The sequence below is a fragment of the Streptomyces sp. 130 genome, assembly GCF_007096885.1.
Lineage (GTDB): Bacteria > Actinomycetota > Actinomycetes > Streptomycetales > Streptomycetaceae > Streptomyces.
Window position 1 is genome coordinate 46,083 of record NZ_VJNO01000003.1, and the last position, 12,124, is coordinate 58,206.

Consider the following 12,124-nt stretch of genomic DNA (forward strand, 5'->3'; position numbering starts at 1 on the left):
CGAGTGGTGGGACGCGTCACCGGGGCCCCCCGGGAAGCACGGCCGTTTCGAGGCTCCGGGTGACGAGTGCGGCGTCGACGTCGGTGAAAGGGACGCCCATCCGTGCTCCGAGGAGCATCCACGCCGTCAGCCGGGAGCCTGCCGAGGGGGTGCCGATGCGTCTCTTCCATTCGTCCGACAGCTGTTCGCAGGCCCGGGCCAGGGTGTGGGGCTCGGTGGCGGAGCGGAGGGCGTTCCCGACGGACTGTTCCAGCGCGTCGGAGTCGGACCCCGGCGGCATGGGAACGGTGAGCACGGTCGGGGCGTCCTCGCTGAACCACTCGTCGAACAGGCCGTAGTGCGCGTTGACGCTCGGGTACCCGGTCGCCGCGGCAAGCGCCTCGCCGATCAGCCTGGCGGCGACCAGAGCGGCGCTCTGGCCGGGCAGACCGCCGTCCAGGACGGGGAGGACGACTTCCTTTCGCGGCGCCGGCCGGCCATCCCCTGCGGCAGTGGCGAAGGAGGCAGGCGCGACGGCGGGCCTGGTAGGCGGCAGCGGCCTGGGGCCCAGCAGCGACTGCACGTCCTCGGGGCGGACCAGCGCGGGGTCGGCGGCCACGGCGGCGGCGCATTGTTCCAGGCGGACGTGATCGGCGGCGAAGCCCTGCCAGACGTCCGCGTAGACGGCCAGACCGGCCAGTGCGGGGGCGACGACGGGGTCGTGGTCCGCGCCGATCGCCCCGCCCGGCACCGCGACGCACCAGCGCCACCGGTCGGACGCGGGGTCGAGACCGGTCTTCTCCAGCACCTCGTTGTGGATGATCTCTGCCTGCTGCCGGGCGGCGCCGCCCGGCCGGCGCCGGTCGACAAGGTGGGTGACGAGGATGTCAACGGCGCCCAGCAGGTGCTTCTGCGGCCCGCTGAGGCTCACGGTGAGGTGGTCGCGCCGCGTCTGCGCCTCCAGCAGGAATCCGCGCTCCTCCAACTGCGCGTACGGGTGGGCGCTTTCGTCCCTGGGCGCCATGAGCAGGTGTTCGGTGAAGTGGGCGAGGCCCGGCCGGCCGGCGCCTTCGGCGCGGAATCCCGCCGGGAAGCCCAGCGCGAATGCCCCGACGTCGCCTTTCTCCTCGTACCAGCCCAGCCCCGGCGCCGCCTCGTACACGCGGTTCATCTCAGCGCTCCGACAGGCTGATCAGGCCCCGCTGCGCGAGTTCGCACACCACTTCCAGGGCCTTGTCGACGCCGCTGGCGGAGACGAGTTCTCCGACGGCCATCGGCTCGGTCGCGCTCAGGCACTCCAGCACCCGGGCGTGCTGGTCCGCTCCGTCGGGCAGGACGGCGGCGAAGGACCGCCGGGCGAACAGCACGGGGGCGTCCGGCACCTCGGTGGCACCTTGTCCGGCGTAGGGGAGGTTCACGAACGACGGAGCCATCCCGCTGTGCAGCCGCTCCTCGACGAACGAGTGCACTTCGGCGTCGGTGAGTGCCTCTGCCTGCCCGGTGAGCGCCGCCGTCCGGGCCGCCGTATCGCCGGTGTCGACGGGGGCGAGCAGGCGCGCGTCGCGTGAGCCGTCGAGCGCCCACGCCAGCAGCTCGCGCAGGTTCGGCCGCGGGACGGCGAAGGTGATGTCCAGGGAGCCCTCGGCGTCGGTGGCGACGTCGTGCCGGGTCCCTTCGGGCAGGTACAGCACGTCGCCCCGGCACATGGTCAGGTCGGTGGCCCCGGTCCCGGTCCCCACCGTCCAGTGCTTCTTGCCGCTGCCCTGGACCACGAAGACGTCGTGGGTGTCCTGGTGCGCGCCGAACCCGGGGGCCCGGCGGAGCGACGCGTACAGGTTCGCCTGCACCCTGGCGGTGAAGATGCCGGAAAGGGCACGGGCGATCTGGTCGGCCCACGGGTCGATCAGGTCCAGCTGGTCGATGACGAGCGTCGCGCCGGTCGCGAGGGCGCGGTGTGCCGCCTCCGGGACGATCCGGTGGAAGGCACGGCCGCCGCCGGCCACGGCGACGCGGAAGAGGTCGCCGACCGGTACCTCGCCGCCGACGAGCCGGATCTGGTCGGGTCCCAGGTTGCCGTACTGCAGGGCCCTGTTGAGGTCGGCCCAGGTGCATGCGCCGGCCGAGGGCAGCGCGCCGGGCCTGTGGAACCACCGGCGCCCCATCGCCTCCGTCAGCTCGGTCCTGGAGAGGCCGAGAACCGGCTCGACTGCGTCGTCAGTGACGATCATTTCGGTGGCCCTCCTCGATGCGGCTGAAGGCGATGGTGGCGACGGGTATCTCGGATTCCGGTGTGCAGAGGAGGAGTTGGCTCATCGGGACGTCGGCGAACCCGCCGAGCACACAGGAGCCGATGGACGCGGCGCCGGCCACCAGACAGGCCGTCTGCGCGGCGGCACCGGACTCCACCAGGCCGTAGCGGAACCCCCGGGGGCCGTACTTGATCTGCAGCCGGTCCAGGGAGACCGTGAGGGCGAGCACCGCGCATGTGCGCGTCACCCAGCCGTCGCCGAAGAGGAGGCTCATGGTTTCCTCGGTCACAGCGGGGCGCAGCCGCGTCAGCTGGTGGCGGGCCACGCCGTAGCTGTAGACGCCCGGTTCCAGGCCGACGACGTTCCGCGCGATGACGTAGAACTCGCATCCCAGGCGTCCGCCGGCCGAGGGGTACGGCCGGTGCCAGTTGCCGGGGGTGTGCTGCTCCGGTGGCACGGAGTGCGTCGTGTACCAGAGGACCTGGGAGAGGTCGGCCAGCGGCATCTCCGCGAGGGGGCCGCGGCTGCTGACGCGGTGGGCGAGCCACTGTGAGCCGGGGCCCGCGGGCGGCTCCCCCGGGTCCGGAAGCACCAGGCTCTCCAGCCGAGGGAACGTCTTCTGGTTGTACGTGAACCACTCGTCGGGCCACTGGTCGACGGGCAGCATCACCCAGTCGGAGAGCATCGCCGCGTCGGCGTAGGTGGTCCGGTGAAAGTCGAGCGCCGAAGGAGCCGCTCCCTTGTCTGCCCTCATACTCACTTCCGTCAGGCATAGGGGTGCGGATCGGGTGACAGCGCACCCTGATCCGGAGCACCCAGAATCAGCTTCTGGTTCTCGTTGAAGAACATGGGTTGCAGGCGCGGGTGGACTACCTTGACGACGAAGACGCCGGCTTCGCGCAGGAGCGGTGTCGTGATGTCCGCCGCGTACCCCTGGTCCAGACAGCCGCTGGTGTAGGCGCCGTCGAGCGGGGTCGCGTCCCCGAAGAGGTAGTCGAGCTTCCGCGCGGTCTGCGGCTGCCCCCAGTAGACGACGCGGTCCTCGATCGTTTCGAGGCCGGCGATGTCCATCGCCGGCACATTCGTGAGGAAGTCCCGGGCCTGCCTGCGGGCGTGCAGCGCCTCGCTGATCGCTCCGCCGACGGCCTGCGCGAGCGTCTCGCCGCACGCGCTGCCCGTGGTGAGCGAGGGAAACCTGTCGGACGGGTCAACGGCGCAGCAGACCACGACCGGGAAGGGGTGCTCGGTCAGGCACGCGACCCGCAGCCGCAGCCCCAGCGCCCGTGCCTCCAGGCCCATCGACACGGCTCCCGGGTCGAGCGGCAGGCCGAGCCAGTCGACCTCCCGGCCGCCGAGCCGCAGGTAGTGGGAGAGCATCAGGGCGTGGCGCTCGAACGCCTCCCGTGTCGCGCGTGCCACCGCGTCGTCGAAGGAGAAGCCGGCAGCCGCGCCGTTGCTGCTCGGGTCCCACAGCATGGCCCGGTCGTCGGGCTCGTGGAACGGGCAGTAGACGAGTTGCGCCGGCACCAGGACGGCCTCGGCGGAGGGGGAGCCGATCCTGGTGGCGCTGCACCAGTGCATCGGCGACTGCCAGACCGGGGAGTCCTGCCACGGCGGGGGGAAGTCCTCGGCGGCGACGCAGGTGCCGAGCTCCGATGCGGTCCCGTACAGGAGGCCGTCGCTCGGCACCGTGCTCAGGCAGACCCGCTCGGCCGCCTCCATCAGCGCCTTGAGGCGGGCGAGTTCCCCTCGTCCGCGGCCACCGGTGGCCCGCGGGTTGGGGGCCGATCCCCAGGGGAGGTGGGCGTTGGGCGGCAGTTGGGCGACCCAGCCCTGTCCCCGCGGCTCGTCGTTGTAGAAGTCGTCGAGGGGGTCCAGCGTGGAGACGTGGCCGGCCCGCCCGAGGAGCAGCTCCTCCAACTGCCGCACCCGCTGCGGCAGGGGCACGTGGACGCCGCTCACCGCGCGCTTCCCTGGAAAACCGACTCCAGCAGCGCCGAGCACGTCTCGCAGCCGTCGATCTGGCCGACATTCCGGAAGCCGACGGTCCCGGAGGCGTGGTCGATACGGGCCAGCGCGCCCAGGGTCATGGGCAGGGCCTTGGTGTCGCGCGTGATCCGGTGCACCTCCCGGGCGACGGTGACGGCGACGAGCTTCGCCACGAGCCAGGGGACGTCGGCCGGATCGCCGGGCCCCTCCGCGCCGGCGGGCGCCGGCTCCGGGTCGAGAAGACCGCTGTAGCAGGCGCACTGCGGGCAGGCGGAGAATCCCGGGTTGGTCAGCGGGCCGACCGACGTGTGCCGCGCGTCGACGACGACGGGGAGCTGGAGGCCACCGCGCCGCGTCCAGTCGAGAGCATGCGGCAGGAGGTCGTCGACGCCGTCGGCGCCGACGACGGCCACGCACAGTGTCTTGCGTGCCGTGGCCGCGTCGTGCTCCGCCGTGCCGGGGCCCCCGCCGTCGAACAGCAGCGTCGTCAGCTCCGCCGCGATGGACGGATACGACGAGGAGGGGTGGAGACAGACGGTAGAGATCTCAACGGGAGGGAACGTCATCGGAGTACTCCATCGGCCTGACGTGCGCCCGGGGGGCGCCCGTGACGGTCTTCACCACACGAATCGAGGAGGTCGCGCAGCAGCTGACGCGGGCCGGCGGATACCTCTGGCCGGTGCTGCTCCGGGTCGAGGCGGGCGTTCACGATCTCGGCTTTCCGTCGCAGCGCCCCGAGGGCGGCTCCGGGCTCCTGCCGTTGCGCTGCCCGCGCGGTCACGGCGGCGTCGTCCGTCACCGCCGTCACGGTCACCGCCGCGTCGTCGGGCACGGGGTGCAGCGTGATGGCCTCGGCGATCCGCCGGACGGCCTCGACGGGAAGCTCTGCCAGCGGGGTCCAGTAGTTCCTGTCCAGCGCCCAGCAGATGGCGAGGTTGTGCACGAGGTCGAACGGCTCGAGCCAGGCGGCACTCCCGGAGGCGCGGTGTGCGGCGAGGACGTACTCCGGGACGTCGACGTGCAGGTGGCGCAGGCCGTCGCCGGGGACTCGCCGGCGCACGCTCGCCACCGTCTCCAGTGTCTCGAAGAAGTACGCGCAGCACGGCACGGACTTCAGCGAGGTGTGGCCCAGTGCCGAGAGCCACTCCTGCGAGGAGGCGGCGGGTGTGTCCATCGGGACACCCATCGCGGAGAAGGGCCGCCACCACTCCCGCGCGGCCCGCTGGTCGATCCTGGTGTGCGTACCGCCCTCGTCCACGGCCGCGAACACCTGGCTGAGAGCCTGACCCATCTGGTACAGACGTCCGTCGCTGCTCAGAAGTCCGTAGTCCGAGCGGTACGTCGAAAGGAACAGGCGCAGGCACCACCTGACGCGTTCGGCGGGCAGCCCGCGCCGCCAGGCCAGGGCGCAGACGGTGGCCAGGCCCCCGATCACCGGGGTGACGTGGAAGCCGTTGGCCCGGGCGGGGTCCTTGACCGCCTGTCCCAGGCGTACGGCGAATTCCGTTGCCAGCACCTGGGTGCGCAGAGCGGTGTCCAGGGGGACATCAGGCCGCGCGAAGAGCACGGGAGTCAGGAAGGCGGAAAGGTGCCCTCCGGCGAGGTAGTGCACCGAGTCGAAATCGGCGGAGATCCCGGCGAGCAGGTTCGCACGGGCCGCATGCGCGGCGGTTGAGCTTCTCCCGGTCCACCAGAGAGGGAACCCCACGGCGCCCGGCCGTACCGGAGGGCTTCCGGGGTGCCGGTCGGCTCCGCCGAGCAGTGTCCGGCCGATCAAGGCGCACAGCATGAAGTCGGCGGAAGCCGCCGCCGCGTCGGTCGTCAAGGCGGCAGGAACGTCGCAGCCGTCGGCGACGACGTCGATCCATGCGTCGACGGCCTCGCCGAAGTTCTCTCCATCAGGCGGCACGGTGTCCTCGTGATCAGGGTGTCGCGGTCGCACGTGAGCGTCGACCGTCCATTGCTGACGTCCAGGGGATGACGCAAGGCTTCGGCGCCGGAATTCCCGGCGCCGAAGCCTTGCGCGGCGAATGCCGCTTTTCGTGGGCCGATCAAACCGTGTGGCCTACAGATATGCCGGAGCGAAATCCGTGCACACCTGATGTCCGAAACGGTTTCCTTCGGCGCATTCAGCGCCCATTGTCACTGGACGCCGGAACCATCGCTTGCTGCACCATGCCGGGCCTACCTCTCGTAGAAAGAGCTTGCGCAAAGTGACGTCCCGAAAAAGACCTCCATACGGTCCAGTTCCGCGAACAGGTTTGTCAAGCACATTGACAAATCTGGCCAGGGTCACGCGACGACGATCAACCAACCCGTCATATCCGACATCTCAGGAGCTTCTCAGGAGATGTGGCCCTGCAAGTCACAGAATTTGACCAGCTTTCGGACTTCGGCATCAAAAAGAACTTCACCTCAAAAATGAAGTTATGCGCTGAAGACCGACCAGAACGCCGGTATGCCCGATGAAATACCCTCATCGAAACGGAAGCGCCCCCAGCCTCTCGGCCGGCCTCCGCCCACCGTCGGCACCGGTTCACGGAACGCATGCCGACGGCACGTAATCACGCGTCAAGATCAGCCACTGGGTCTGGACAGACCCAGCCCGGGCGGGTACAAATTCCCCTGGCGTTCCGGCGGAGGCAGTCCTTTTCGTCGGGAATCCGCTTACCACAGCCGCCTCCCCGGGCCGGTCGAACGAGCTGATGCACCAGGTCCGAAAAGGCTCTGAACCGTGTCCGGCCTTCACCCGAATCCACCGCATGACGGGCGAACACACTCACATGACATCGGGTGCAGGATGCCGGAAGACGATTAGGAAAAACGCTGCCAGGCAGGCTGGCGCCCGTTGGGTTTATGCACTCCGATTCGTGGTTTTCTGTGCTCTGCCGGTACGGAGGCCGGCATGCGCAGGCGCCATCCGCCTGGCACGAGGCCCTTGGCATGCGCCTGCGCGAGGAGGGGGCGGTGGGTTGTTCCGTGCTGGAGAGACAGGGAGCGTGATGACCGAGGCCCACACCGTCATAGAAGCGTCCGGACCGGACAGTGAGACCAGGAGCTACCCGCTCACCTGGGCGCAGGCGACCATGTGGGAATACGTGCTGGCGCTCGGGACACAGGCGCGGGACCTGAACCTGCCGCGGCGGCGGCTGCTCCGGACGCCGCGCGGCATCAGCCAGGTGCTCGCCTCGCTGACCGGGTTCTTCGCCGAGTGCGACGTGGCCCGTACGACCTCCGACGTAGCCCGGCGCGCCCAGGTGATCCGGCCGGCGGCCGCAGCGCCGGTCCGGGTTCTCCACTCCAGCGGGGCCCCGCGGCGGCGGCTGCGGACCTCGCCTCGGAGCTGGCCGGGGCCGCCTTTTCTCCCGGCACCGACCTGCCGGTCCGCTTCGGTCTGGTGGTCGACGGCGACGAGGTCCGCTCGCTGGCCGTCGCCTACTCCCATCTGGTGTTCGATGCCTTCAGCCACTCCCTGGTCTCCGGCTTCCTGGAACGCAGCCTGGAGGGGGCCGCCGTGGAGACCCCGCACGTTCGCGACCTGGTGCGCCGAGAGGCCACGGACCGCATGCGGGAACGCAGTGAAGCCGCGCTGTCCCAATGGTCGAGCGCCTTGTCCGCGCTGCCGCCGGGACGCGGTTTCCGGCTGCCCTCCGCGGGGTCGTACACGGAGTGGGCCCTGCACTCGCGGGAGGCCGCCGTGGCCGCTCAGACCGTCGCCACCCGCCACCGCGTGAACACGTCGAGCGTCCTGCTCGCGGCGCTGGGGGCCGCTCTGCGTTCGGTTCTCGCCGACCCCCCTGCCGCCCTGCTGCTGGTCGCCAGCAACCGGCACCACCCGGACCTCGCCGGGTTCCCCGGGATCGCCCTGCAGATCGGTCTGCACGTGATCCCGCCGGCGGGCGGGGAAGGCACCGTCCACGAGTACCTGCGGTCCACTCAGGACTCGGCGATCCGTGGCTACGCCAAAGCCCGGTACGACACCACACGTTGGCGCGAAACGCTTGTCGCGATGACGGAGCGGGGCACGGCTCCCGACCTCTCCTTCTACTTCAACGATGCGCGGAGGTCACGCGGCTGGGACGGTCTGGAGCACCGGGCCGAGGAGCTGGCCTCGTGGCAGCCCGGCGACGCGAACGTGACAGCCGTCGCCTCACACCGCATCAGGGACGCGACGATGTTCGCCTACGTGCTGGACGGCGGGCCCACCGCGCGCATCCATCTGGTCTGCGACGACGCCGTCATCCCTCCCGCACAGGCCGATGCGGTCCTGCGCGGCCTGGCGGAATACCTGGTCAGACGCGCTCTGGCCGGCTGACGCCGCAGCGGTGGCGTCCGAACCGGCTCCACCGCCCTCCCCCAGACACCCGCACGACAGCCCTTGACACCACTTCGGGAGAGAAGAACATGGCAAACGACGGAAGCAGGCACGCCGAGGCCCCGCTGGAGCCGTCTGGCGAAACGGTGGGCGTGGTCTTCGTCGGTTGCGGATACGCCGCCGACTTCTACGGCGCGACGATGCCCAACTACCAGCATGTGGAGGTCAAGGGCGCCTTCGATGTGGACGAGCAGCGCGCCGCCACGTTCGTCGCGGAGTACGGCGGGCGCGCCTTCAGCGACTTCGACGAAGTGCTGGGCGACCCGGACGTCGCGATCGTCGTCAACCTGACCCCGGTGTCACAGCACTACACCGTGAGCAAGGCGGCGCTGCTGGCCGGCAAGCACGTCTACTCGGAGAAGCCACTCGCCTCCAGCCTCCCGGAGGCGACGGAGCTCGTCGAGCTGGCCAGGGAGCGGGGGCTCCTGCTGTCGAGCGCCCCCTCGACCATTTTCAGCCAGGCCGCACAGACGCTGCTGCGAGCTGTTGGCGACGGCCTGATCGGCAAGCCGCTCCTCGCGCACGCTTCGCTCGACATGGGTGCTCTCGCCTTCATGCCCTACACCGAATGGCGCAGCCGACGGGGTGTGCCGTGGCCGTACCTGGACGAGGTCGCCAACGGCTGCGTGATGGAGCACGCGGGGTACCAACTCAGCTGGCTGGTCGCCATGTTCGGCCCGGTGGTGCGGATGGCAGCCCACACTTCCCTGCAACTCGCGGACAAGTGGCCGGGGAAGACCGAACTCGCACCTGATATCTCTTTGGGGTTCCTGGAGTTCGCGAGCGGCACCGTCTGCCGGCTCAGCATAGGCTGGGTCGCGCCGGCCGACTTGTCGCTCACCGTCGTCGGCGACCAAGGGGTCCTCACCGTGAGTGACGTGTGGCAGGCCTCCGCGCCGGTCATGCTGCAGCGCCACGCCAGGACGAGCGGCAAGACCAACGCGTATCTGCAGGAGGCGGAGCAGCTGCCCTTCGTCGTGCCGCCCGCGCAGCACCGGTACGACGACACCCATGACCTCACGGTCGGCGCGGGGGTCGCCGACATGGCCGCCGCGGCCCTCAAGGGCGAACAGCCCTTCCTGTCCGCGGATTTCTCCCTCCACGTGCTGGACGTCAGCCTCCGGCTCTCCGAGGGCCGCGGAGTCATGGAAGACGTGGCGCTGCCCGCCTGCGACGACAAGAAACTGACCCTCACCCCCGCCGTCCCGCGGACGGCGGCCAGGTGAGTGGGGAACCGTCCGCCGGTTCCTCGACTTCGGATGACCACACAGGAGGAGACGACATGGTCGGCCCGTTGGGGATCGGCGTGGTGGGTGCAGGCAACATCAGCGGCGAGTACCTGGAAACGCTGTCGAGGATGCCGAACGTGCGTCCCCTGCAGGTGGCCACGCGCAACCCGGAACACGCTCGGGCCGCGGTCGCACAGTTCCCGGGGGCACGTGCGACGAGCCTGACGGAGCTCTACGCCTCGGACGAGCTGGACCTCGTCCTCAACCTCACCACCCCTGAGGCTCACTTGGAGGTCTCCCTGGCCGCGATCGCCGCGGGCAAGCACGTGTACGGGGAGAAACCGCTCGCCATGACCACCGCCGAGGCCCGCTCGATCCTCGCCGCGGCCTCGGCGCAGGGCGTACGGGTGGGCTGCGCACCGGACACGGTCCTGGGCACCGGTATTCAGACGGCGCGGGTCTGCGTGGACAAGGGTGAGATCGGCACCCCGATCGCGGCGAGCGCCTTCATGACCACCCCGGGGCACGAACGCTGGCACCCGGACCCGGAGTTCTACTACCGGCCCGGGGGCGGACCGATCCTCGACATGGGCCCGTACTACCTGACCGCGCTGGTCCTCATCCTCGGCCCGGTGCGGCGCGTCACCGGCCTGTCCGTCACCCCGCGCCGGACTCGCACGATCGGCAGCGGCCCCCGAGCGGGCACCACGTTCCCCGTGGACGTGGCGACGCACGTCACCGGGGTGCTGGAGCACGAGGGCGGGGCACTGTCCACGCTCATGATGAGCTTCGACGTGTGGCAGAGCACGCTGCCCAAGATCGAGGTGTACGGCACGGAGGGCACGCTGTCGGTGCCCGACCCGAACAGCTTCACCGGGGACGTCCGCGTCTCCCACGACGGGGACTCCGCCTGGCGGACCCTGCCGGTGCTCGGCGGTTACGCGGGCGGGGCGCGGGGCATCGGCATCGCGGACATGGCGTACGCCATCGCGACGGACGGAGCGCATCGGGCGAGTGCCGATCTCGCCTATCACGTCCTCGACGTCATGGAGTCCCTGCTCGCGGCGACCGAGTCGGGAACCGCCCGCCGGGTGGACAGCGGCTTCCGGCGACCCGAAGCGGTCCCGGCGAACGCACAGCCGGAGATACCGCAGCCGGAGATACCGCAGCCGCGATGATGCCCGTGCCGCCCGGGCCTGGCGGGCCGAGCAGGGGTGAGCGCGCGGGGCCGTAGCCGGTTGGCCGGCCCCCCTGGGGTGCTGACGAACCGTCGGCACCCCAGGGGCGGTGGTCAGGCGACCGCGGTGAGCTGCCGCACCCACCGGTCGTCAACGGGGCTGAACAGCCGCATGGTCAGTACCCGCCCCGCCTCCGGCTCGGCGGCGTGCACCACGACGATGCGGCGGGGCGCGGTGCCCAGGTGGCCGAAGGTGCCCGGGCCCCATCCCGCGCCCAGAATGCCCTTGGGCAGGTCCCGCTGGAAGCCGAGGCCCCAGCTGCGCTCGCCGAGGTCGTACAGCTGTACCGGCGGTCCGGCGGCCACCAGCCGGCGGGCCGTCGCCTGCGACAACAGGGTGCCCCGGCCGCCGAGGGACGCCAGGAGATCCGCGTACAGCAGCCCCGCGTCCGCGGCCGTGGACACACCTGCCTGCCCGGGGTTCAGCTCGCCCAGACCACGCGCCTCGTCTTCGACCGGGACGAACCGCAGGTGTCCGTCGCGGCGGTGCAGCGCACCGTACGGCCGGCCCGGACGCGCCACGAGTGCCAGGTCACGAAGGCCGAGCGGCCGGGCGACCCGCTCCTCGACGACGTCCGCGAGGGGCCGGGCGTGGACCCGTTCGACGATCGCGCCGAGCACCGCGGACGTGCTCTGGGCGTTGTAGTGGGCTGGGCCCTGCCGGGGCGTGGCGGACGCGACGATGCGACGCCCCCGTTCGTCCAGGGACGGGCTGTCCCGGTGCAGGGAGGGGGGAAGCCTGACAGTGTGCCCGAGCAGGTCGGCGACGGTGACGGCGGCCATGGCCGGGGCGCAGTCGTCGAAGAAGCGGGCCAGCGGGTCCTGGAAACCGAGAAGCCCGTCTTGGGCAGCGAGTCCGGCGATGACCGCCAGCACCGGCTTGTTGGCGCAGTACAGCCGTCCGGCCACCTCGTCGGCGCCGGCCCCGGCAACCGCCTGGCCCACCGCGAAACGGTGGGTCTCGCCGCGATGCCGGTGGAAGACCTGGCCGCCGAGAAGAATTCGGCGCTCCACCAGCTGCTCCAGCATCCGGCGGATGCGCGCCGGGGCCTCGGACGCACTCACA

Annotated in this window: 10 protein-coding genes; 3 read left to right on the forward strand and 7 right to left on the reverse strand. The window is 70.9% G+C overall.

What is annotated here, in order from left to right:
- Window positions 1-16 precede the first annotated feature (16 nt).
- Genes FKN01_RS04145 through FKN01_RS04170 form a run of 6 tightly spaced genes read right to left on the reverse strand, consistent with a single transcriptional unit; the run spans window position 17 to window position 6,126 of the window.
- Window positions 17-1,150 carry an insulinase family protein gene (locus tag FKN01_RS04145; RefSeq protein ID WP_143616460.1) on the reverse strand — a complete coding sequence of 378 codons (1,134 nt, stop codon included), beginning with the start codon at window positions 1,148-1,150 and terminating at the stop codon, window positions 17-19.
- 1 nt (window position 1,151) lies between these two features.
- A complete protein-coding gene (locus FKN01_RS04150; RefSeq protein ID WP_143616462.1) occupies window positions 1,152-2,207 on the reverse strand; it encodes a JmjC domain-containing protein in 1,056 nt (351 codons plus the stop codon).
- Window positions 2,194-2,982, reverse strand: a complete 789-nt coding sequence (locus FKN01_RS04155) for a SagB/ThcOx family dehydrogenase (RefSeq protein ID WP_143616464.1) — start codon at window positions 2,980-2,982, stop codon at window positions 2,194-2,196. The genes FKN01_RS04150 and FKN01_RS04155 overlap by 14 nt, the downstream gene beginning before the upstream one ends.
- A gap of 11 nt (window positions 2,983-2,993) precedes the next feature.
- Window positions 2,994-4,190: a YcaO-like family protein gene (locus FKN01_RS04160; RefSeq protein ID WP_143616466.1), complete on the reverse strand. Its 1,197-nt coding sequence runs from the start codon at window positions 4,188-4,190 to the stop codon at window positions 2,994-2,996.
- On the reverse strand, window positions 4,187-4,783 hold the full coding sequence (locus tag FKN01_RS04165) for a hypothetical protein (RefSeq protein WP_143616468.1): 597 nt from the start codon (window positions 4,781-4,783) through the stop codon (window positions 4,187-4,189). Before FKN01_RS04165 ends, FKN01_RS04160 begins: the two co-directional genes overlap by 4 nt.
- Entirely contained in the window at window positions 4,780-6,126 is a 1,347-nt protein-coding gene (locus tag FKN01_RS04170) for an MmgE/PrpD family protein (RefSeq protein ID WP_185992736.1), read from the reverse strand. Before FKN01_RS04170 ends, FKN01_RS04165 begins: the two co-directional genes overlap by 4 nt.
- A 1,488-nt stretch (window positions 6,127-7,614) precedes the next feature.
- Here FKN01_RS04170 and FKN01_RS04175 point away from each other — a divergent pair.
- The 3 genes from FKN01_RS04175 (at window position 7,615) to FKN01_RS04185 (ending at window position 10,999) form a co-directional block, all read left to right on the forward strand.
- Window positions 7,615-8,532: a hypothetical protein gene (locus tag FKN01_RS04175; RefSeq protein WP_185992737.1), complete on the forward strand. Its 918-nt coding sequence runs from the start codon at window positions 7,615-7,617 to the stop codon at window positions 8,530-8,532.
- Between the two features lie 89 nt (window positions 8,533-8,621).
- Complete coding sequence (locus FKN01_RS04180) at window positions 8,622-9,818, forward strand: Gfo/Idh/MocA family protein (RefSeq protein ID WP_143616474.1); 1,197 nt, start codon at window positions 8,622-8,624, stop codon at window positions 9,816-9,818.
- A gap of 56 nt (window positions 9,819-9,874) precedes the next feature.
- Entirely contained in the window at window positions 9,875-10,999 is a 1,125-nt protein-coding gene (locus tag FKN01_RS04185) for a Gfo/Idh/MocA family protein (RefSeq protein WP_143616476.1), read from the forward strand.
- Window positions 11,000-11,112: 113 nt separating this feature from the next.
- Here FKN01_RS04185 and FKN01_RS04190 read toward each other — a convergent pair whose 3' ends face one another.
- Complete coding sequence (locus FKN01_RS04190; RefSeq protein WP_143616478.1) at window positions 11,113-12,123, reverse strand: serine hydrolase; 1,011 nt, start codon at window positions 12,121-12,123, stop codon at window positions 11,113-11,115.
- Window position 12,124: the final 1 nt, after the last annotated feature.

Bases quoted from the DNA above. Each gene is read 5' to 3' on its own strand.
- FKN01_RS04180 (WP_143616474.1), top strand. From the start codon at position 8,622: ATGGCAAACGACGGAAGCAGGCACGCCGAGGCCCCGCTGGAGCCGTCT.
- FKN01_RS04165 (WP_143616468.1), bottom strand. From the start codon at position 4,783: ATGACGTTCCCTCCCGTTGAGATCTCTACCGTCTGTCTCCACCCCTCC.
- FKN01_RS04155 (WP_143616464.1), bottom strand. From the start codon at position 2,982: ATGAGGGCAGACAAGGGAGCGGCTCCTTCGGCGCTCGACTTTCACCGG.
- FKN01_RS04185 (WP_143616476.1), top strand. From the start codon at position 9,875: ATGGTCGGCCCGTTGGGGATCGGCGTGGTGGGTGCAGGCAACATCAGC.
- FKN01_RS04150 (WP_143616462.1), bottom strand. From the start codon at position 2,207: ATGATCGTCACTGACGACGCAGTCGAGCCGGTTCTCGGCCTCTCCAGG.
- FKN01_RS04145 (WP_143616460.1), bottom strand. From the start codon at position 1,150: ATGAACCGCGTGTACGAGGCGGCGCCGGGGCTGGGCTGGTACGAGGAG.